Raw genomic sequence first — 21,707 nt, 5'->3', positions numbered from 1 at the left:
CTACTTCCTCTCGTACGCGGCCATGCGGCGGCGCACCACCGGGGAGAAGAGTTCGGGCCCGATCGCGTCGGAGTGCGCGAGGCCCTCCGGGGTGAGCTTGAGCCGGCCGTCCGTCTCCTCCAGCCAGCCGCGCTCGGCCAGGCGCGCCAACTCGGGCCCGAAGTGCTCCCGTTGGCCGTCCTCGGGCAACCCCTCGGCCTGGAGCAGGGATTGGAGGAGATACCGGCGGCGCCGCTCGTCGTCGCCCATCTCGAAGCCGATCTCCGCGTGCGCGAAGTCCTCGGTGGTCACGTAGTCGTCGATGATCCCGCGTATCTCGCTCATCCCCACCGCGTAGTCGAAGGAGTAGTGCACCTCCCTCGTGTACGACCGCGCCCCGCACCCCAGTCCGACCATCCCGTCCGTCTGGCACGCGTAGTCGTCCGCGCCCTGGTCCGGGGCGTCCGCACGGCGGAACATCCGCATCGAGTGCTGGACGTACCCCTGCGCGAGGAGATGGTCGCGGCCCAACCGGTAGAGCCGCAGCCGCTGTTGGTCCCAGGCCGGGTCGGGGGCGTCGGACGCGCGTCGGCCCAGTCCCGTGCCGGGGCGGACGTACAGGGGGTAGAGGTACAGCTCCTCGGGGTCCCAGGCGAGCGCCGCGTCGAGGGAGTTGAGCCAGCTCGCGTCCGTCTGGCCGTCGATGCCGTAGATGAGGTCGATGTTGAGGACCGGGATGCGTACGTCCCTGATCCTGCCGAGCGCCGCCTCGACGTCCGCGCGTTTCTGCGGGCGTACGGCGGCTCGCGCCTCGGTGTCGTCGAAGCTCTGGACGCCGAGGCTGAGACGGGTGGTGCCCCGGTCGGCGAGGACCTGGAGCCGGTCGGCGGTGGCGGTCGCGGGAGATGCCTCGACGGAGAGGGGGATCGCCTTCAGGTCGGCGCCCATGCGCAGTTCGGCGAGGTCGCAGAGGCGGTCGAGTTCGGCGGCGGTGAGGAAGGTGGGGGTGCCGCCGCCGAACGCCGCTGTGGCGAAACGGGGTTCGGTGAGGGCTTCGCGGGCCGCTGTCGCCTGGCGTTCGAGGGCGTCCAGGTAGGCGGTGGTGAGGCCGTCGGGGGCGCCGATGCGGGTGAAGAGGTTGCAGAAGCCGCAGCGGACTTCGCAGAACGGAATGTGGAAGTAGAGGGAGAGGGCGTTCGTCGGTTCGTCCGCCCAGAGCTTGGTGAGCGGCGGGCGGTCGTCGAGTTTCCGGTACGCCGTCTTGTGAGGGTAGGCGTACACGTACGACTGGTAGGGGCTCGTGGTCACGCTGTCTCCCCCTGGTTCAGGACGAATTGGGCGTACGGCACCGTCCATACCGAGGGGTGGCCCAGGCGGTGGCCGGTGTAGCCGTCGTCGCCGTAGGCCGTGCCGTGGTCGGAGCAGACGATCGTGAAGCAGGGGCGGCGGCTGCTCGCGGCGGCGAAGAGGCGGCCGATGTGGCGGTCGACGTACTCCAGGGCGGCGGCATGGGTGGCGCGGGTGTCTCCGGCCTCGCGGGTGGCGCCGGGGAGGTGGAACCAGTTGGGCTGGTGCAGGGCCGAGACGTTCACGAAGAGGAACAGGCGCTGGTCCTGCGGGAGTTCGGCGACGACCTGTTCGGCGCGGGCGACCTGGTTCTCGAAGGAGTGGGGTGAGGTGACGCCGAACTCCGGTTCCCAGTGGGCCTCTTGGAAGAGGCCGGGGAGGACCGTGCCGAGCGGGCCCTGGCGGTTGAAGAAGCCGACGCCGCCGATGCAGACCGTGCGGTAGCCCTCCTTCGCCAGGCCGGAGACCAGGTCGGGGGTGTCGTACACGAACGTGCCGTCGGCCGTCGTCTCGCTGCCCGCGAAGCGTGCGGCGAAGAGGCGTGGGTGGGGTCCCGGGGTGGCCGGTGTCGGCAAGAATCCCGCGAAGATCGCCTGGTGGGAGGCGTACGTGAAGCTGCCGGGGGCGTGCCGTTCCTCCCAGCGGCCGTCGGGGAGGTGGCGGGCGAGGTTCGGGATGCGGCCCTCGGCGGCGAGTTCGACGGCGACGTCGTACCTCAGGGTGTCGAGGGTGACGAGGAGGAGGTCGTGACTGCCGACGATCCTCGCCATGTCAGGCGTGTGCATGGGTGGTTCTTCCGTGGTTCGGGGCGGCGTGGCGCCGGGCGTGTTCCGGTGCGGCGCGTATCTGGGCGGCGTACGTGTCGAGTCCCTCCGCGCCGCTGCCCGGCAGGCCCGTGAGGCCGGGGAGGAGGTCGCCGAAGGCGTTGACCTCGCCGACCACGGCCGCGCGCCAGCCGACCGCCGGCAGCAGGTCGACGCCGACGCACAGCGTGCGCGGGAAGCAGGCGGCGGCCCGCTCGGCCACCCCGAGGACGTCGGACCAGCGCGCCCCCGCCTCCTCGACCGCCGCGCGCGCCTCGTCGAGGTCGCCTCTACGGCCGCCGAGGTGCAGGTTGGTGAGCGGGGAGCCGCTGGTGCGGACCACCGCGTGCGTGGCTCGTCCGGCGACGACCACGACCCGCAGGTCCGCCGCGCGGGCCCGCTGGGACGCCTTCGGGAACCAGCGCTCCAGGTGGAGGTGGTCCGGGGCGAGCCTGTCGACGATCGCGGCGATCTCGCGTTCGCTGTCGTAGCGGCGGACCTTGAGGGAGTTGAACAGCCGCCCGTCCGGGGCGCGTTCGACGGACGTCGTCGCGCGGATACGCCCGCCGCCCGCCGTCTCGACCGCGAGTACGCCGGACGCGGAGGAGCCGTGCGCGGGCTTCACGAAGAGCCTCGGCATGCGGTGCTCGCGCATCAGGGCGCGGACGTCGTCCCAGCCGGTGACCTCGGCGGCGGGCGAGTACGGGACGGGGACACCCGCTGCCGTCAGGCGTGCGTGGCAGCGGCGTTTGTCGAACAGGGTCGCCAGGTCGTCCGGGTCGTCGAGGCGGGTGCCGCCGCGCAGGGTGGCCAGGGTCGCGAGGAACGCGTCGTACCAGCGGGCGGAGCCTTCGACCCGGGTGGGGTCGTCGGCGGCGCGCAGGACGCGGTCCACCTCGGGGTTCTCGCCGGGCGAGTCGAGGCGGACGATCTCGTCGGGGGTGAAGTCGGCGCCGCCCGCCGCGAGGACGTCCGCCCAGGCCAGGACGCGCGGGGCCGGGAGACCGGCCGCGCGGGCGGCGTCGGTGAAGAGGGTCACGCGGCGGTTCTCGGGGTTGCCGACGACCGTGAACGCGGGCGTACGGCACACCTCCTCGGGAGCGGGCGGCATCGGTGTCACTCCCCCACGGCCACGTAACGCCACACCGTGCCGTCGTCCTCTTCGTCGTCCTCCGCGTCGTCGCGGTCGAGGAAGAGGTCGACGCCCGCCGGGGTCAGGGTGTCGGTGAGGCGCTCGCGCACGGGGGCGGTCAGGTAGTTGTAGTGCAGGTCGAGCGTCTTCAGGTGGGTGAGGGGCTGGCCGGTGAGGAGGGCGGCGGCGCCGTCGTCGGTGAGGATGCCCATCGACAGGTCGAGGGACTCCAGGCGGGCGACGACCGGTGCGGCGGCGACGGCTGCGGCGACCTGGTCCTGCATCTCGCTGTTGTGCAGCGCGAGGTGACGCAGGCTCGGCAGGCGGGCGCCGGACAGGATCGGCGCCAGGTCGCCGATCTCGGCGTCGCCGCCGTAGTCGGGCGTGCCGAGCCACAGGTCGAGGTGTTCCAGGGCCGGGAAGTCGCACGCGGCGACCCCGCGCACCACGCTCGCGGGCAGGCCGCCGGACTCCATCGTCAGGCGGCGCAGCGCGGTGTGCGTGACGCTGTCGATCGCCAGGTCCTGGCCGCCGCGCGTGCCCAGCTCCTCCAGCTCCGGGAAGGCCGTCAGCAGCGGGGTGACGTCCGTCTGCTGGATCCAGGAGATCTCACACTCCTCCGACGTCATGTCCCCGAGGAACAGCGCGCGCAGCGCGGGCAGCCGGTCCTTGGCGGCGACGATCGCCTCGATCACGGCCGCCGGGTCCGTCTCGTACGCCTCCTCCCAGGCGCCGACCACGATCGCCTTCACCTGCGCGCTGTCGACGGTGTCGAGGAAGCGGGCGAAGACGGCCGTCCACTCCTCGCCGGAGTCGTACACCTCGCTTGCGATGCGCCAGGCGCAGGCGTCCGCGTCGGGCTGCGGCCTGTTGTCCTTCGGGTGCGGGATCGCGCGGACCGGCAGCCGGTGGAAGGTCTTCAGGTGCTCGTGGACGGTCATGCGACGGCTCCATGCTCGCGGCGGTTGTGGCCTGTTGCCGCAAGTTGTACCAACCGCCACTGACAACGCGGTGCCGGGGGCGGGGTTCGGGGGCGTTGTCAGTGGTGGGTCGTACGGTCGTGGTCATGAGGGCGGCGCGAGGTGCGCCGCGGTCGAGTTGGAGGGGGTGTGTCCATGTACCGGCAGGGAGACGTACTGATCGTGTCCGTCGCCGAAGAGGCCGTTCCGGCGCATGTGGAGCGGGCGCCGAGAGAGGCGCGGGACGGGCGGGGGCGGCTGGTGCTGGCGCTGGGCGAGGTGACCGGGCACGCGCATGCGGTGGTGGGTCCGGGGGACCTCGTGCGGGAGTCGGGGCCGTTCGGGCCGATGCTGCTGCATGTGCCCAAGGGCGGGCGGGTGGTTCACGAGGAGCACGCGACGATCGTGCTCCCGGCGGGGTGGTACCGGGTGATCCGGCAGCGGGAGTACGTGCCCGGGTCGGTGCGGATCGTGGCGGACTGAGGGGTCTTGACGATGAACGTGAACGAGTGGCGTGCCTGTGCGGCGTCGGCGGTTCCGGCGGACCGGGCGCGGGCCGAGGCGGGCGTCCGGCTCGCGTACCGGCGGGCGGGGCTGGCCGAGCCGGAGCGGGTCCTGTGGGCGGGCTCGCCCCTGGAGGGCGTGGCCGTGGTCGGCGGGCTGGCCGCTCCCGGGGCGAGTGTCCGCGAGGCCGTGCGCAGTGAGCCGTGGGCGGTCGAACGACGGCGGCTGCACGGCGAGTTGGGGCCGGAGGGGTGGTCCGCGCACTGGTCCGCGACCGGCGGCCGGCTGTGGGAGCTGACCCAGTCGCTGGTCGAGCGGATCCGGGAGGGCGTGCTGGAGGAGGTCGGCAGGCAGCGGGCGGGACAGGCTCGGCTGATTCTGCTGGACGCGATGCTGGGGCAGCATGACGCGCCGTGGCTGGCGGCGTTCGCGGGTGGCTCGGCATCCGGTGACGCGGGGCTGCCGGACGACGGCACCACGCCGCTTCCGGCGCGCGGGAGCCTGACTGAACAGCCTGGTGCCGAGGGGCCGTTGGACGGGCTCGCCGAGGTCTGTCGCAGCGCCGGGTGGTGGTGGGCCTTCGAGAAGGTCGCCGTGATCTGCGAGCGGCCCACCGAACTGCACCGTGACGAGGCGGGGCGGCTCGACCGGGGGGACGGTCCGGCGCTGGCGTTCCCCGACGGGTTCGCGCTGTGCGCGTGGCGCGGAATGCCGGTGCCGCCGGACTTCCTCGACGAGCTGCGCACGCTGGTGCCGCAGCGCATCCAGGCCGAGGAGAACGCCGAACTGCGGCGCGTGATGCTGGAGTTCTACGGGTACGAGCGGTACCTCGCCGACTCGGGCGCGCAGCCGGTCCACCGGGACGGGACCGGCGTCCTGTGGCGGATCGAGATGGGCATCGACGAGCCCGTGGTGATGGTCGAGGTCGTCAACTCCACGCCGGAGCCGGACGGTTCACGGAACGTGTACTGGCTGCGGGTGCCGCCGCGTACGCGCACCGCGCGAGAGGGGGTGGCCTGGACGTTCGGCCTGAGCGCCGACGCGTACGCGCCGCTCCAGGAGACCTGACCGCCCCCTGCGCCGGGTCAGCTCAGACCGAGGTCCGACAGTGCTGTCGTCCAGTCCGAGGCGATCGCGTTCTGCGCGTCGGTCAGGTTGACCTGGCCCGCGCAGACGGCCTTCTTGAGCTTGTTCTCGACGGTGTCCTTGTTACCGGCGGTCTTGTCGCCGTACTCGGGCTCCGGCCACAGGTTCAGGGGGTCCTTGGGGGCGCCGCCGAGTTCGAGGGGGATGAAGTGGTCCTCCTCGTAGTCGGCGGTGCTGGTGTCGCTGTAGCCGTACTCGACTATCTGCTGCTTCTTCAGGGCGGTCGTGTACGAGCTGGAGGGACGGACGGTCGCGGTCCACCCGGAGACGCAGATGGTGGAGCCGATGGTGTCCTGAGTGACATCGGGGTTGAGGGCGCCGGGCTGGCAGGAGGGGTCGGGGAGGGGAAGGTACGACTGGCTGCACGACTGCGCGTGAGCCGTACCCGCCGTGAACGTGAGTCCGGCGGCGGCGAGGGCGAAGGCGGAGAGGGCGGTCACCACGGGACGGGTGGTACGGGACATGGGGGGTCTCCCGAGAAGGCCCGGCAACAGTCCGGGCGGTCGCGCACATGACAGCATCCCGGGGTTCTACGCGGATAGACGTCTTTGCCGAAGGAGGTGACAGCTTGAGGCACGGATTGCCGGAGGCCGGGAGTGGGGTGGCAAGTGCATTGCCGGACCTTGGAGTTCGGGGAGCGGACCACCCTCACGCCCGCCCGCGCCCCGCCCTCCGGGCCTAGCTCGGGTAGGCGGTGTCGCGGGCCGTCTTCTCCCAGGCGGTGACATCGGAGCGGACGGCGTCGAGGTGGGCGAGGACCGCGTCGACCGCGTCGCCGCCCAGGGGCAGATGCAGCGGGGTCTGCTCGGCGTCCAGGGCCGCCAGGATCGCCGCCGCAGCCTTGGCCGGGTCGCCCGGTTCCGTGCCGCCGGCAGTCTGGGTCATCCGCCGGGTGGGGCCGACCGTCCCGGCGTAGTCGGCGATCTCCTCACTGACGCTGATATTGCCCATCAAGCTGGTACGGAAGGCACCGGGCTCCACGATCAGCACCTTGATACCGAGCGGACGCACCTCCTCGACCAGCGCCTCCGAGAACCCTTCCAGCGCGAACTTGGTCCCGCTGTAGGCCGAGAACCCGGAGAAGGACATCTGACCGCCCATGCTGCTCATCTGGACGATCGCGCCACTGCGCCGGGCACGCATGTGCGGCAGCACGGCCCGAACCAGCGCGGCGGGCCCGAAGAAGTGCAGGTCGAACAGGGACCGCAGCTCGGCGTCGCTGGTCTCCTCAGCAGCACCCACATGACTACGCCCGGCATTGTTGACCAGAACGTCGATCCGCCCGTGCCGATCCGTCACATCCCGCACGACAACCTCGATCCCCGCACTGTCGGTCACATCGAGCGCCAGCGCCTCCACCTGCCCGGGATGCGCGGCAACCAGCCCCGCCAGCGCATCGACACGGCGCGCGGTCGCCACGACCACGTCCCCGGCAGCAACCGCCGCCTCGGCGATCGCCCGGCCGAACCCGCTGCTCGCCCCGGTCACCAGCCACACCTTGCTCATCGGACGTCCCTCCCGTAAGTACTGCGGATCTCTCAGGCCCCACCCTGCCGCCAGCCGCGTTCACCCGTCCAAGACCCCTTGTGATAACCCATGGCTATGGACGTGCACGGAAGAGACCTTCGCTACTTCGCCGCCGTCGCGGACGAACTGCACTTCACACGCGCCGCCGAGCGGCTGTTCATCTCCCAGCCCGCGCTGAGCAAACAGATCCGGATGCCGGAACGGCAGCTAGGCGCACCGCTGTTCGAGCGCGACCGGCGAGAGGTCCGGCTCACCCCGGTGGGCGCCGCGCTGCTCCCCCACGCCCGCGAGATACTGGCCGCCTGGGACACCGCGCACAAGGCGGTCGAGGCCGCCAAAGCCGGTCAGCGCACAACTCTCGTCATAGGGATGAGCACCAGCCCGGGCCGCGGCGGCCTGCTCCCCGCGATCAGATCCCGGTTCACCGACCTCCACCCCGACGCCACCGTGAAACTGCGCCAGATCAGCTGGGAGGACCCGACCGCAGGCCTCACCGACGCCTCCAGCGACCTCGCCTTCGTCTGGCTCCCCCTGCCCGACCCCGACCGCTACACCTGGCTCGTGGTCGCCGAGGAACCACGCCTGGTCGCCCTCCCCCAGAACCACCCGCTGGCCGCCCGGGACACCGTCGACTTCACCGACCTCCTCGACGAACCCTTCCTCGCACTGCCGAAGAGCGCCGGAATACTCCGGGACCACTGGCTCGCACTGGACGCCCGCAACGGCAGACCACCCCGCATCGGAGCCGAAATAGCCGGCACCGAGGAAACGTACGAAGCCCTCGTGGACGGACGCGGCATCTGCCTGCTGGCCAGCGGAAACGCACCACTGATCGCCCTCGACGGCGTCACCACCCGCCCGGTGCACGGCCTCTCCCCCAGCCGCCTCGCACTCGCCTGGCGCACCGACGACCACCGCCCCCTGGTGAAGGACTACATACACGCCTGCCACCAGGCGACCGGACGGGCCTGACCGCACGCGAAGCCGACCGCACCGAAATTCGTTTGCGACCCCCGCCCCACCCCCCCGACCCTGACACCATGCCGTACCTCATACGCCCGGCCACCCTCGAAGACGCCCCCGAGATCACCGCCCTCCTCAACGCGATCGACGTGATCGAGGTCGGCCGCCCCGAAACGGACCAGCACACCGTCGAGGCCGACCTCAAACACCCCGACACCGACCTGGCCCACGACTCATGGCTCGCCTTCGACGGTGAACTCCTCGTCGTCTACGGCCTGTTGTGGGACGAGTCGGAGGGCGAGCGGATCGACATCGACCACTATGTCCTCCCCGAGCCCCAGGAGGCCGGCCGGAGTGTCCTGGCCGCGATGGAGACGAGGGCCCTGGAGAAGGCCCGGTCGAACGGGGCCGAGCGAGCTGTCGTCCACCTCTACCTCAACGTCCGCGCGACGCTCGACCAGGAAGTGCTGACGGCTCGCGGCTGGGACGTCGTCCGCAGATACCACGTACTGCACAGGCCGGTCGATCCCGAGCAGGACCACCCCGTCCAACTCCCCGACGGCGTACGGCTGCGAGCCTGCGTCACCGAGGAGGACCGCCGCCTGGTCCACGCCCTCTACCAGGCCACGTTCGCCGAGCACTTCGACTTCCAGCCGCGTACGTACGAGCAGTGGTTCCACGACGTCGACGGCGACCGGATCGACTGGTCGCTGGTGTGGATCGCCGGCACCGGTCAAAAACAAGACGTCGGCTTCCTCCTCGCCCGCAACGACCGTACGGCGATGGGCTGGATCCGCAGCATCGGCGTCCTGCGCGAAGCGCGCGGCCAGGGGCTCGCGGGCCTGCTCCTGCGGCACGCGTTCGCGACGTTCGCCGAACTGGGCCGCGACACGGTGGGCCTTGGCGTGGACACCGACAACACGACGGGCGCACCGGCGCTGTACGCACGCCACGGGATGACGGTGCACTTCGCGGTGGACACCTGGGAGGTCACCCTCACCTGAGCCCGCCCCCCTCTGCCTCAACCCACCGCACACCAGCACGCCCGGCCCCTCCGAAGAGAGACCGGGCGTACCGAACGATCAGAGCGTCACGGTGTGATCTGCCACCGCTGGATGTACCCGACGTCGATCGAAGCCTGGTCCTGGACCCGCAGCTTCCAGGTCCCGTTGACCGCTTCGGACGACGCGTTGACGGTGAACGTCTGGTCGACGTTGTCCGCGGAGCCGCCGGCGCGGTTCAGCAGCGAGTAAACCGTCCCGTCGGGCGCGACCAGGTCGACCTTCAGGTCGCCCCGGTAGGTGTGGACGATGTTGACGTACACCTCGGTGGTCGCGGAGGCGTTGCCCGCGCGGCCGGTGATGGTGATGGGCGACTCGACGGCGGCCCCGTTGTCGGGGATGTCGACGCGGGTGGAGCTGGCGTAGATGTTGGCGACCCGCCAGTTGAAGGTCAGCGAGACGGACGCGCCGGTGGCGTCGGTGACCTTGACGGTGACGTCGCCGGCCCCGAGGGTCGTCGGAACGCCGGAGATGAGGCCGGTGGGGCTGATGGAGAGACCGGCGGGCAGCCCGGTGGCCTCGTAGGTCAGACCGGCACCGGTGTTGGTGGTGTACGCGTCGACCTGGAGGGAGACGCTCTGCCCGACGCCGGAGACCTGCGCGGGGATCGGCGCGACGTTGACGCCGAGGGCGATGCGGTTGCCGACGTTGATCCCGGCCCACGCGTCGGCGACGGCGAGGTAGGTCGGGCTGTAGGCGCCGAAGAGGTCGGTGGCGGCCGACAGCGTGGCGACGCGCGCGCCCGCGTAGTCGGTGGAGGACGTCATGTACGTCGTCAGCGCCCGGTACCAGATCTTCGCGGCGTTCTGGATGCCGATGCCGGTGACCGGCTTGCCGTCGGAGGTCGGGCTGTCGTAGGCGACGCCGTTGACGGTCTTGGCGCCGCTGCCCTCGCTCAGCAGGTAGAAGAAGTGGTTGGCGGGACCGGAGGAGTAGTGGACGTCGACGCCGCCGAGGGAGGAGCTCCAGCTGTCGTACGAGGCGCCGTCCTTGGAGGGCTTGTCCATGTACCGCAGCGGCGTGCCGTCGCCGTTGATGTCGATCTTCTCGCCGACGAAGTAGTCACCGGGGTCGGCGGGGGTGTTCTCGTAGAACTCGACGGCGGCGGCGAAGATGTCGGACGTCGCCTCGTTGAGGCCGCCGGACTCGCCGGAGTAGTCGAGGTTCGCCGTCGCGGCGGTGACGCCGTGTGTCATCTCGTGCGCGGCGACGTCGAGGGAGGTGAGCGGGTTGTTGTTGCCGGAGCCGTCGCCGTACGTCATGCAGAAGCAGGAGTCCTGCCAGAACGCGTTGACGTAGGAGCTGCCGTAGTGGGCGCGGCTGTAGGCGGCGACGCCGTCGTTGCGGATGCCGTTGCGGCCGAAGACGTTCTTGTAGTAGTCCCAGGTGGCCGCCGCGCCGAACGCGACGTCGACGCCGGCGGTCTGCCGGTTGCTCTGCAGGCCGTTGCCCCAGACGTCGTCGGCGTCGGTGAAGAGGGTGCCGGTGCCGGAGGTGCCCTGGTTGAGGTCGTAGGTGCGGTGGCCCGCGCGGTCGCCGTCGACGAGCTGGTACGTCGATCCCGACAGCGTCGAGCCGACCGGGACCGCGCCGTTGTACTGGCCGGTGCCGGTGCCGGTGTGGACGCCTTCCTCGGCGAGGAGCTGCTTGCCGGAGGCCGCGTCGCTGACGACGCGCAGCTCGCTCGGGGTGCCGTCGGCCTGCGTGCCGTGGACGGTGGTCTCCCAGGCGAGGACCGGCTTGCCCTCCCCGGCCCACACGACGAGACGGGGCGCCTTCTCGGCCTCGCCCTTGGCGACGTCGGCGTTCTTCGCGGCGCCGAGCGCCTTGCCCGACGCGGTGGCGGCGGAGATCTTCGGGGTGAGCGAGGGGACGGCGAGCTTCGCCTCGTACGCCTTGGACGTCGTCGTACGGCCGCTGGTCGCGGTGTGCACGACGAGGTCGCCGCCGAGGACGGGCAGACCGGCGTAGGTGCGCTCGTAGCGGGTGTGGACGGTGCCGTCGGCGTCCTTGATGACGTCGCGGGCGACGAGTTTCTCCTGGGTGCCGAGGGCGAGGCTGCGGGCGGTGGTCGCGGCCGAGGCGGTGGCGCTCTTGAGGAGGCTCGTGCGCTGAGCGGGCGTCAGGGTGAGCTGGGCTGCGCCTGCGCGGGGTATCGCACTGATCTTCTTGCCCGCGCCGGCACCGGCGTCGGGCGCGGCCGTGGCGCCGCCGGTCTGGGTGCCGACGGCCAGCAGGGCGCCGGCTGCGGTGAGGGCGAGGAGCGTAGCGCGTCTGCGCCGGGGGAGAAGGCGGGGTCGCCGGGGCAAAGGGGTCTCCTTCTGCGGACGGCTTCTGGTCAAGAGGCCGTGGCGGACGGAACGCAGGTGGGGGGTGTCGCCTGATGCGTACGTGAAGAAAAGGTGAACGTGAGACAGAAGAGTGACACCGAGTGCCGCCTATTGTCATGAGTGCATCAAGTCAACGGCTTGAACTAGCCCTTATTTACTGGGAGTTCAGACTTTCAAGAGCGAGTTTTCGGACTCACCGAACTCTCACCGCGCTCTCACCACAGCCCCCGCCACACCTTCACCGAACCCCAGGGAGATCCCCCCGCCACTCCAGCCGCCGCCCCTCCCCCACGTACACCGACCGCCCTCCCGCCCCGTACCGCCCTATCTCCGTGGCCAGCACCACTTCTTCCCCGGCCCCGGCCGCCCGTTCCGTCACGTCCAGCAGCAGACCGTCCAGCGGGCCGCCCACCAGTTCGGCGTAACGCCTGCCCTGTCGAGGCCCCGCGTCCTCGTGGTCCGCGCCGTACACCCTGCCGCGCATGAACTCCGTCTCGTCCATGGTCAACAGCCTGCCACCCGGCACTGACAACGCCCCTGCGGCGACCTCCCGGTGACGGTCACTCCGATGCCCGAATCCCGATGTCCGAATTGATCATATTTGACCTTTATGTGCCTATATAGGGTGAGTGGTTCTCCATGAGACGAGGAGCAGCATGCGCAAGGAAACTCTGCGGAGACGGGTACGACGGCGGATCGCCGTCGGCCTCGTGCTGGCCGTGTGCGCGGCCGGCGCGCCCGTCGCCCAGGCAGCCTCGGCCCCCGGGCCCGCGAAGGGCAAGGGCTCCGGCGACGGCACGGTGACCGTACGGGTCGTCACCGAGGTGAACGCCGACGGCGCGTACGACAGCGCCCTGGAGCCCGGGATGGCGGGCGTGACCGTCACCCTGACGGACGACGCGGGCCAGAAGCTGACCGCGACGACCGACGCGGACGGGCTCGCGACCTTCACCCCGGCGTCCTCGGCGCTGACCGGCGGCAAGTACCGGATCGAGGTGAAGAACCCCGACACGGCCACCTACCAGCCGGCGATCGCGGGCCTCGGCACGGGCGCCGACGTGATCCGCTCCAACACCGGCTTCGTCGACGTCTCGGGCGGCACGGCCGCCACGTACACCACCGGCTTCTGGGAGCCGGACGTCTACTACCCGGAGAACCCGACGCTGGTCACGGCGGGCCTCGCCAAGGGTGACGCGCCCGCCATGCAGGGCCTGCTCCAGTTCGACGGGAACCTGACGACCACCCCGCCCGGCGACGCGGTCACCCAGCTCACCGAGAACACCGCCCAGCAGGCCGTCTTCGGCATCGGCACCGACCGCACCGGCAACGTCTTCATGGGTACGTCGGTCAAGCGGCACACCGAGTACGGCCCGGCCGGTCCGGTCAACGCGATCTACCGCTACAACGGCACCAGCAAGGCGGTGACGACGTTCACCACCCTGCCGGGCGACCTCACCAAGCACGACGCGACCGGCAACTACCTCCACGACGACGCCATCTACAGCAAGGTCGGCCGCGAGGGTCTCGGTGACGTCGACGTCTCCGGGGACGGCAAGACGCTGTACGCCGTCAACCTCAACGACTCCAAGCTGTACAAGGTGCCCATCGACGGCACCGGCGACGGCGTCACGGCGGGCACGCAGGCGTCGTACGCCATCCCGAAGCCGGCGTCCTGCGAGGGCGAGTGGCACCCGTACGGCATCGGCGTGCGCGGGAAGCGCGTGCTGGTCGGCGGGGTGTGTGGGGCGGAGACGACCGTCAGCGACACCGCGGCGTGGGGCGATCCCTCCAAGCTGAGCGCGCACGTCTCCGAGTTCAAGGGCGGTTCGTTCAGCGAACTGACCTCGTACGCGCTGGACTTCGGGCGCGGCTGCGCCTACCGGTTCACCGGGACGCCCGACACGGCCTACCGCTGCGACGACGCGACGACCGTCGGCGCGCAGATGAGTGGGGACTGGGAGGCGTGGAACGAGCGGGTGCCGGTGCGTGAGGAGCACTCGTTCGTCTCCGCGCCGCAGCCGATGCTGTCCAACATCGAGATCGCCGACAACGGCGACCTGATCATGGGCTTCCGCGACCGTTTCGGGGACATGCAGGGCAACCAGACCTACTCCTTCGGCTCGACGACGACCCAGGTCTCGGCGGTGGCCGCCGGTGACGTGCTGCGGTCGTGCGTGTCGGGGACGACGTACACACTGGAAAGCAATGGCTCCTGCGGTTCGTTCACGGGCGCGAACCCGGGCAACAAGCAGGGGCCGGGCGGCGGTGAGTTCTACGACGACACGACCGTCCTGTCCGACGCCAGCCACGACCAGATCACCGAGGGCGGGCTCGCGCTCCAGCCGTACCGCAAGAAGCTGTGGACCAACGCCTTCGACCCGTGGACGAACCAGGCGTACGAGCAGGGTGCGCGCGAGTGGGTCGCCGACGGTTCCGTGCCCACGCGCAAGCGGGCCGACCAGAGCGGCACGATCATCGGCAACCTGCGGATCAAGTCGACGTGGAGCGACGGCGCGAACCTCTTCGGCAAGGGCAACGGCCTCGCCGACCTGGAGCTGATCTCCACCCCGCCGCCGGTCCAGGTAGGCAACCGGGTCTGGTACGACGCGAACGGTGACGGCATCCAGGATCCGTCCGAGCCGCCGATCCCGGGCGTCGTCGTCACCCTGACGGCCCCCGACGGCACGAAGCTCACCGCGACGACCGACGCGAACGGCGAGTACTACATCGGCACCACGCAGGGCCTGGAGCCGAACACGACGTACGACGTCGCCTTCGACCCCGCCGGCGCCGACACCTCGGGCTTGCCCGGCACCCCCGCCCCCAAGGACCTCCAGTTCACCAAGGCGAACGCGGGCAGCGACACCCACCTCAACTCCAAGCCCGACAGCGCGGGCAAGACGACGGTGGCCGTCGGTGACCCCGGCTACACCAACCACGACGTCGACGCGGGTCTGACGCCGCTCAACAAGCTGGGCGACTACGTCTGGTACGACGAGAACGGCGACGGCATCCAGGACCCGACGGAGAAGCCGGCTCCCGGAATCACCGTCAAGCTGATCGACCCGGCGACCGGTCAGACCATCAAGACCACAACGACCGGCACGGACGGCAAGTACCTCTTCGAGGACCTGCCCGACGGCAAGTACAAGGTCTGCTTCGACAAACCGGCCAACTACCAGTGGACCAAGCAGAACGCCGGAGCCAGCGGAAACGACTCCGTCGTGGACCCGTCGACCGGCTGCTCCGCCGAGGTCACCCTGGGCCCGACCAACCGCGCGGACCTCACCCAGGACGCCGGTCTCACGCCGCTCAACAAGGTCGGCGACTACGTCTGGTACGACGACAACGGCAACGGCATCCAGGACCCGACGGAGAAGCCGGCGTCCGGGATCCCGGTCAAGCTGATCGACCCGGCCACCGGTCAGACCATCAAGACCACGACCACCGGCACGGACGGCAAGTACCTCTTCGACGACCTGCCCGACGGCAAGTACAAGGTCTGCTTCGACAAGCCAGCCGGCTACCAGTGGACCAAGCAGAACGCCGGAGCCAGCGGAAACGACTCCGTCGTCGACCCCGCCACCGGCTGCTCCGCCGAGATCACCCTCGGCCCGACCAACCGCGCCGACCTCACCCAGGACGCCGGACTCACGCCGCTCAACAAGGTCGGCGACTACGTCTGGTACGACGAGAACGACAACGGCATCCAGGACCCGAGCGAGAAGCCCGCATCCGGGATCCCGGTCAAGCTGATCGACCCGGCCACCGGCAATACGGTCAAGACGACGACGACCGGCACCGACGGCAAGTACCTCTTCGACGACCTGCCCGACGGCTCGTACAAGGTCTGCTTCACGGCTCCGGCCGGCTACCAGTTCACGAAGCAGAACGCGGGCGCCTCCGGCAACGACTCGGTCGTGGACCCGAAGACGGGGTGCTCGGCGCCGGTCACGCTGGGTCCGTCCAACCGGACCGATCTCACGCTGGACGCGGGACTCGTACCGCTCAACAAGCTGGGCGACTACGTCTGGTACGACGACAACGCGAACGGGATCCAGGACAAGGGCGAGAAGCCCACCCCCGGGGTCACCGTGAAGCTGATCGACCCGGCCACCGGCAAGACGCTGAAGACGACCAAGACGGACGCGCAGGGGAAGTACCTCTTCGACAACCTCCCCGACGGCAAGTACAAGGTCTGCTTCGACAAGCCGAACGGCTACCAGTGGACCAAGCCCAACGCGGGCGGGGTCGGCAACGACTCGGTCGTGAACCAGAAGAGCGGCTGCTCGAACCCGGTCACGCTGGGCCCCGGTCACCGTTCGGACCTCACCCTGGACGCCGGTCTGGTCAAGGAGTTGGGGGTGACGGTCCTGACGACCGACGCCAAGACCGGTACGCCGCTGGGCAGTACGGTCGTCCAGCTGTGGCGCAGCGTCAACGGCAAGAAGACGCTCGTCGGTGAGTGCTCGACGCCGGTCAACGGCAAGTGCGCCTTCGGGAAGCTGCCGCCCGGCACGTACTACGCGGTCGTCAAGGACGTCCCCGAGGGCTACGACCTGCCGAAGAACCCGACGACCAAGACGTACCAACTCACCGTGAAGAACAACGGGTTGATCATCAAGATCCCGATCCCGCGCGGGGAGCCGTGCAAGGGGAAGAAGTGCTGATCCCCTGACCGTGCTGATCGGCTGACCGTGCCGGTCCGCCGAACGTGAAAGGGCCGCGTACCCCACCGGGTGCGCGGCCCTTTCCGATGCGTCAACTATCCGCTGTAGACGCCGACTTCGTTGAGCGAGTAGCCCCACTCGGTTCCCCGCTGCACACCCTGTACGCGGACGTACCGCGCCGGGGTCGCCGTGAAGCGGGCCGTGTCGAGGCCGCCGTCACCGGCCGTCGTCGACCAGGCGGTACGCCAGTTGCTGCCGTCCGAGGAGACCTCGATGCGGTACGACTTGCCGTACGCCCGCTCCCAGTCCAGCGTCACCCGGCCCACCAGCTGCGTGGCGCCGAGGTCGACCTGCCAGGACTGCGCGTCGTTCCAATCGCTGGCCCAGCGCGTGGAGTTGTCGCCGTCGATGGCCCGGCCCGGCTGGTAGCTGGTGAACGGGTTGGACTCCGAGGTGCTGGCGCTCGCGGTGCCGGTGCGGGCGAGGTCGACGCCGGCCCGGTGGTCCTCGGTGGCGCCCCAGGTGCCGAGGTAGGACTCGGCGCCCCGGAAGAGGTCGCCGACCGCGTCCTGGCCGCCGACCTTGCGGATGTCCTCGATCCAGTCGGGGATGAGACCCGCGTGCGCGCCGCCGTCGGTGTTGATGTCGAACGTGCGCTGTCCGCTGGTCTGCCGGTCGATGACCGAGCCGCCGTCGACGCTGGTGAAGGGGTACGTCACCTTCGTCGCCGTCTCGCCGCGCGGGCCGGGGTGGTCGCCGACGCCGTTGAAGTCGGTGCCGAATCCGTAGCCGACGCCGTACTTCTCACGCAGCGCGTCCGTGCGGGCGGCCTCCTTCACGAACGCCTCGGAGCCGTGCATGTACTGCGCGACGAAACCGCCCACCGAGTAGACCCGCTCGGTCCAGTTGAGGTCCATCCAGCTGTGCGAGGAGATCACGCCCGGGTAGGACGCGGCCTCGAACATGTCGAGCACCCGGCCGGTGGCCTTGACGCTCATGTGGTCGATCTCCAGCATCATCTTGCGCTGCATCATGCCGCGTACGGCGTACTCACCGAGTTCGGTCAACCCCCGTTTGTTGCACTGGGCGTTGTCCTCGTAGGCGGGCACCTCGACGCCGTCCGGCAGCTCCTTCTCAGCCGTGGAGGCGGCGCCGCCGATGGGGTTGTCGTGCATCGCGGTGGTGCACTTCTCGGTCTGCCAGAACGTGCCGGTCGACAGGAACTGGCCGACGTTGATGGCGGTGCCGAGGCCGCCCTCGTCGAAGCGGACGCCGCACAGCGCGTTGTCGAACTTGTGGCACAGGAACATGGAGCGCACGCCGAGCCCGTACAGCTCGTCGAGACCCTTGTCGATGTCGGCCTTGGAGCACTGCGCGATGTCGAGGACCTGCTTGCAGCCGAACGGCTCGGACGTCTCGACGCCCAGGATCACCGCCAGCTTGCCCTGTTCGATGACCTGCCGCGCCTGCTCACTGTCGGTGACGATGCGGAACCAGCCCTTGCCGGTGCCGCCGTACTGCCGGTCGATGAATGCCTGGAGGTCGTACGTCAGCTTCGCCTGGAGGCGGATCGACGTCATCTCGTCGCAGGAGCGGTCCTTGAAGAAGTAGACCGAGCAGATCACGCCGTTGGTGACGAGGTCGTTGACCAGGACGCGCTGGCCGCCGCGCCAGGCGCGCTCGATCCAGGCGTAGTAGTTGGCCTGGTGCGTCATCGAGTCGTACGCGGGCCAGTCCTTGAAGGTCGGCCAGCCGGTCGGGTCGTGCTTGCCGTCGCCGCCGTGGGTGATGTAGTCGAAGATCGCGAGGGTGCCGTCGGGGTAGTGCTCCGGACAGTCCTTCAGCGCGTCCGCGACGCCGGCCTCCGAGAAGACCTTGCCGCAGATCAGCCGGCCGCCGAACGCCTCGTTGGAGAAGAGGTGGTTGTGGGCGTCGACGAAGCCGCGTACCTCTCCGGCCGCGTTCGTGCCGGTGAAGGGGGCGCCGGTGACGTTGATCTGGGAGTCGGGGGTGGCGCGCGCGGTGGGGTTCCACCAGTCCGTGGCGGCCGAACTGGGGGTCGGAACCAGGGCAGTTGTGAGGAGGAGCAGGAGGAGCGCGAGCAGGGTGACGCGTCTGCGTCTGACCGTGGTCATGTGGCGGTCCCTCGGGTCGGCGGGGGCGCGGTCGATGAGCCGGAGTGTGCGGCGTTCCCCTCACCGTTCCACGGGAGTTCCATGGGGTTGTCATGACCGTCGCAAGATCTTCATGGATGAGGATCGGGGTGGAGTCGGCGCGCAGTCAAGACTTAGGAAAGACCGACCGGTCGGAATCGGCCCCGGCTTGCGGGAGTTGAGGGGTGCTGGGGTGGCGGACGCCGGGGTGGCGGGCGCTACCCTCGGTAACTCCGCAGCTTTCTATACAGAGTTGCCCGTCCGATGCCCAGCGCCGACGCCGCTCGCGCCTTGTTGCCGCCGTGCCGTTTCAACGCCTGGAGGATCGCTGTGCGTTCCGCGTCCTCCATCGGGCTGAGGGGGCGGTGGGCGGGGCCTTCCCGTACCGCGTCGGGGAGTTCGGCCTTGCGGACCGGGCCCGTGAGGCGGCGGCCCTGCACCAACGCGTGGACGACGTGCGCGAGTTCGGTGAGGTTGCCCGGCCAGGGGTGGCGTTCCAGCGCCCGCAGGGCGTCCAGGGACCAGGTGAGCGGGGGGTGTCCCGCGGGGGGCTTCGGGGCGAGCGTCTTCAGCAACTCCGCGATGTCCTCCGGGCGTTCACGGAGGGCGGGGAGGGTGATCGTGCGGGCCGCCAGGACGTCGAGGAGGCGTTGGAGGCAGGGGCCCGGGGGTGTGCCGGGGGTGTACGTGACGTACAGCGGGGCCGTGGGGTGGGTGTCCAGGAGGGAGTTGAGGGTGGCGGTGTCGGGTGGGGTGAGGCGTTCCGCGTGGCGGAGGATCAGGGGGTGACCCGTCGTCAGGTGGTCGACCGCGTCGCCGAGTTCGGACTCTGCCGCGTCCACCGTCCTTGCGTGCGGGGCGAGTTCGCGGGCGAGGGTGGTCTTGCCGGTGCCTCGTTCGCCGGTGATGAGCAGCGGGGGTCGGGTACGGCAGGGTTCGGCGCCGCTCCGGACGGGGGCCGGGTTCAGGACGGCGACCACTCCGACGGTCGCCTCGCCCTGGCGTACGGGGGTGAGGTCGACGCTCCGTCCGGCCACGGTGAGCTGCCGGGCCTCGGGGTCCTTGAGCGCGGCCCGTTCGAGGCGGTGGAGGTCCTCGGGGGTGAGGGCGCGGGCCGCCAGCTCGTCGACGAGCCTGCTGTGCCCACCGAACGCCGCGACCGGGCGGTCGCCGGTGCGGGCGGAGAGGTAGGCGTCCAGGAGGAGGCGTTCGGGGGTGGCGGAGCGGGCTAGGAGCTCGGCTTCGAGGGCTGCGGCGGTGGCTTCGGCGAGGGCGGCGGAGGGGTGGGGGGTGGCGGAGTGGGGGGCGGCGGAGGGGTGGGGGGTGGCGGAGTGGGACGGGGCAGGGTGGGCTGCGGAGGGGTGGGTGTCCGGGAGGTGAGTGTCTGCGAGGTGGGCCGCAGGGAGGTGGGCGGGGGCAGGGGCGGCGGCGAGGCGAGGCGGGGCGGACTCGACGCCGGGCAGCTGAGCCGGAGCGGAGTCGACCCCGGCGAGGCGGACCGGCCAGAGGTGGGCGTCAGGCAGGTGTGCCGGCGAGGTGGCGACGTCGGGAAGCTGGGCCGTGCAGCCCTCGCACAGCCGGGTCACGACGGTGACCGTACCGATCGGGCGCGTGGCACCCGGCGCGCGGACGGGGGCGCTGACGGCGGACGTGTCCTGCCAGTCGTCCAGGAAGTGTTCGGGCCCATGGACCTCGGCACGGCGCCCGGTCCGCAGCGCGATGGCGGCGCTGTTGGGGCCCACGCGCTCCTCGGAAAGGTCCGCGTACGGATGGTCGTGCGGATGAACGCCTCTGCTCCACAGCACCCGCAGCCGCGCGTCGGTGAACACCAGCGCCGACCGCCCGTCCAGCGCGGAAGCGAGCCGCTCCAGCACCGGCCGGGCCGCCTCCAGCACCGGCGCCGCTCCCACGACCGGCGGCGCGTCCCCGCCCGCATCGCGCCGCACCCCGTGGAACCGGGCCCGCCGCCAGGCCGACACGACCTCCTCCGGTACCCCCTCGGGCACCGGCCCACCCGCCAGGAACCGCTCCCGGGCATGCCGAAGTCGGGTAAGGGCCGGAAGCTGCTCTGCGGTCGTCATGACACCCCTCACCGTACCTGGAACGGTTGAAGGGGCAACGAACAGGACTGTCACGGAGTGCCACCGCTCTCACTTCCCCCGGATGGGCTCCCCCGGCGCCGGAGGAGCCCATGTCACCCGGCCGTCACTCCGGAGGCGTCGGCATGTCCGGTGACCGGTACATCGCCTGGACGTCCAACTCCAGCTGGACCGTCGGGCCGACCACCGCGATGCCCCGGGCCAGCATCGAGCGCCAGTTGAGGGTGTAGTCCTCGCGGTGGAGTTCGGCTGTCGCGAGGGCGGCGCAGCGGAGTTCCTCGCCGTAGCCGCCGTTCACCGTGCCCAGGTACGTCGTGTCGAGGGACACCGAGCGGCTCACGCCGTGCATCGTGAGCGTGCCCTGGAGGGTCCACTTGCTGCCGCCCCGGTAGGCGAACCGGGTGCTCTGGAAGTCGATGTACGGGAACCGCTCGACGTCGAGGAAGTCCGCCGAACGCAGGTGGTTGTCACGGGTGTTGTTGCCCGTGGTGATGCTGGCGGCGTGGATGCGGACATGGACGCTGGAGTCGCTCATGTCCGGCGTGACGCGTATCGCGCCCTCGAACCGTTCGAACCGGCCGTGCACGTGCGCCATGCCGACATGCTTGGCGATGAAGCGGATCGCGGTGTGCGGCGGGTCGAACGCCCAGCCGCCGGGCGGCGGGAGCGGGAGCTGGCGGGCCGGCTGGAGCCGGACCAGACCGGGCGCCGGGCTGTGGCCGCCGAGCACGTCGACGGTCTCCCGGTGCGGGGTCAGCCCCTCCGCGATCGCCAGCATGCTGTACCGGCCGGGCGGCAGGACGGCGACGAAGAACCCGTACGGGTCCGTGATGCCGCGCGCGGCCACCTGGTGCGTGTCGAGGGCGGTGATCGTCACCTCGACCGCGCCCATCGGCTGGTCCACGGGGTCGACGATCGTCCACCCGGCCGAGCCCGCGCCCGCGGGCAGCGCCAGCCGCAGCCCGGTATCGGCCGCCGCGCCCTTGTCCCGTCGGCGCCGGAGCAGTCCGAGGGCCATGTTGTGTCACCTTCCT

General features: G+C 70.6%; 16 protein-coding genes. 5 read left to right on the top strand and 11 right to left on the bottom strand.

What is annotated here, in order from left to right:
• The 4 genes from J8M50_RS22270 to J8M50_RS22255 are packed head-to-tail and all read right to left on the bottom strand — an operon-like array spanning position 1 to position 4,202.
• Entirely contained in the window at positions 1-1,335 is a 1,335-nt protein-coding gene (locus J8M50_RS22270) for an STM4012 family radical SAM protein (protein WP_078481028.1), read from the bottom strand.
• On the bottom strand, positions 1,284-2,096 hold the full coding sequence (locus J8M50_RS22265) for an STM4013/SEN3800 family hydrolase (RefSeq protein WP_178855067.1): 813 nt from the start codon (positions 2,094-2,096) through the stop codon (positions 1,284-1,286). Before J8M50_RS22265 ends, J8M50_RS22270 begins: the two co-directional genes overlap by 52 nt.
• A 1-nt stretch (position 2,097) precedes the next feature.
• Positions 2,098-3,240, bottom strand: coding sequence for an STM4014 family protein (locus J8M50_RS22260; RefSeq protein WP_010356207.1), 1,143 nt, complete (start codon positions 3,238-3,240; stop codon positions 2,098-2,100).
• Positions 3,241-3,245: 5 nt separating this feature from the next.
• A complete protein-coding gene (locus tag J8M50_RS22255) occupies positions 3,246-4,202 on the bottom strand; it encodes an STM4015 family protein (RefSeq protein ID WP_010356208.1) in 957 nt (318 codons plus the stop codon).
• Positions 4,203-4,376: 174 nt separating this feature from the next.
• On the opposite strand from J8M50_RS22255, the gene J8M50_RS22250 reads away from it, so the two are divergent.
• Both J8M50_RS22250 and J8M50_RS22245 read left to right on the top strand, forming a co-directional pair.
• A complete protein-coding gene (locus tag J8M50_RS22250; RefSeq protein WP_010356209.1) occupies positions 4,377-4,703 on the top strand; it encodes a DUF8820 family protein in 327 nt (108 codons plus the stop codon).
• A gap of 12 nt (positions 4,704-4,715) precedes the next feature.
• A complete protein-coding gene (locus J8M50_RS22245; RefSeq protein ID WP_010356210.1) occupies positions 4,716-5,792 on the top strand; it encodes a DUF6745 domain-containing protein in 1,077 nt (358 codons plus the stop codon).
• Between the two features lie 17 nt (positions 5,793-5,809).
• On the opposite strand, the gene J8M50_RS22240 is transcribed toward J8M50_RS22245, so the two are convergent.
• Both J8M50_RS22240 and J8M50_RS22235 read right to left on the bottom strand, forming a co-directional pair.
• Entirely contained in the window at positions 5,810-6,334 is a 525-nt protein-coding gene (locus J8M50_RS22240; protein ID WP_010356211.1) for a hypothetical protein, read from the bottom strand.
• Positions 6,335-6,548: 214 nt separating this feature from the next.
• A complete protein-coding gene (locus J8M50_RS22235) occupies positions 6,549-7,376 on the bottom strand; it encodes an oxidoreductase (RefSeq protein ID WP_010356212.1) in 828 nt (275 codons plus the stop codon).
• A 90-nt stretch (positions 7,377-7,466) separates the two neighbouring features.
• Here J8M50_RS22235 and J8M50_RS22230 point away from each other — a divergent pair, with 90 nt between their 5' ends.
• The gene (locus J8M50_RS22230; RefSeq protein ID WP_029184192.1) at positions 7,467-8,369 is read left to right on the top strand and encodes a LysR family transcriptional regulator; all 903 of its coding nucleotides are present in this window, start codon (positions 7,467-7,469) and stop codon (positions 8,367-8,369) included.
• Between the two features lie 68 nt (positions 8,370-8,437).
• The gene (locus J8M50_RS22225; protein WP_010356214.1) at positions 8,438-9,364 is read left to right on the top strand and encodes a GNAT family N-acetyltransferase; all 927 of its coding nucleotides are present in this window, start codon (positions 8,438-8,440) and stop codon (positions 9,362-9,364) included.
• Positions 9,365-9,450: 86 nt separating this feature from the next.
• On the opposite strand, the gene J8M50_RS22220 is transcribed toward J8M50_RS22225, so the two are convergent.
• Together J8M50_RS22220 and J8M50_RS22215 are read right to left on the bottom strand one after the other, a co-directional pair.
• Positions 9,451-11,730: a M4 family metallopeptidase gene (locus tag J8M50_RS22220; RefSeq protein ID WP_010356215.1), complete on the bottom strand. Its 2,280-nt coding sequence runs from the start codon at positions 11,728-11,730 to the stop codon at positions 9,451-9,453.
• Positions 11,731-11,989: 259 nt separating this feature from the next.
• Positions 11,990-12,253, bottom strand: coding sequence for a hypothetical protein (locus tag J8M50_RS22215; RefSeq protein WP_029184193.1), 264 nt, complete (start codon positions 12,251-12,253; stop codon positions 11,990-11,992).
• 154 nt (positions 12,254-12,407) lie between these two features.
• On the opposite strand from J8M50_RS22215, the gene J8M50_RS22210 reads away from it, so the two are divergent.
• On the top strand, positions 12,408-16,421 hold the full coding sequence (locus tag J8M50_RS22210; protein WP_059045222.1) for an SdrD B-like domain-containing protein: 4,014 nt from the start codon (positions 12,408-12,410) through the stop codon (positions 16,419-16,421).
• Between the two features lie 95 nt (positions 16,422-16,516).
• On the opposite strand, the gene J8M50_RS22205 is transcribed toward J8M50_RS22210, so the two are convergent.
• The 3 genes from J8M50_RS22205 to J8M50_RS22195 all read right to left on the bottom strand — a co-directional run bounded on the left by J8M50_RS22205 (position 16,517) and on the right by J8M50_RS22195 (position 21,691).
• Positions 16,517-18,556 (bottom strand): galactose-binding domain-containing protein, encoded by a 2,040-nt coding sequence (locus J8M50_RS22205; RefSeq protein WP_010360952.1) that lies wholly within the window; start codon positions 18,554-18,556, stop codon positions 16,517-16,519.
• Positions 18,557-18,792: 236 nt separating this feature from the next.
• Positions 18,793-20,655, bottom strand: a complete 1,863-nt coding sequence (locus J8M50_RS22200) for a helix-turn-helix domain-containing protein (protein ID WP_029184739.1) — start codon at positions 20,653-20,655, stop codon at positions 18,793-18,795.
• A 124-nt stretch (positions 20,656-20,779) separates the two neighbouring features.
• The gene (locus J8M50_RS22195; protein ID WP_010360954.1) at positions 20,780-21,691 is read right to left on the bottom strand and encodes a YceI family protein; all 912 of its coding nucleotides are present in this window, start codon (positions 21,689-21,691) and stop codon (positions 20,780-20,782) included.
• Between the last annotated feature and the right edge of the window lie 16 nt (positions 21,692-21,707).

Source organism: Streptomyces acidiscabies, from assembly GCF_020010905.1.
Classification (GTDB): Bacteria; Actinomycetota; Actinomycetes; order Streptomycetales; family Streptomycetaceae; genus Streptomyces; species Streptomyces acidiscabies.
Note: the sequence above shows the minus strand (reverse complement) of the source record. Positions and strands in the feature narration are given on the sequence as shown.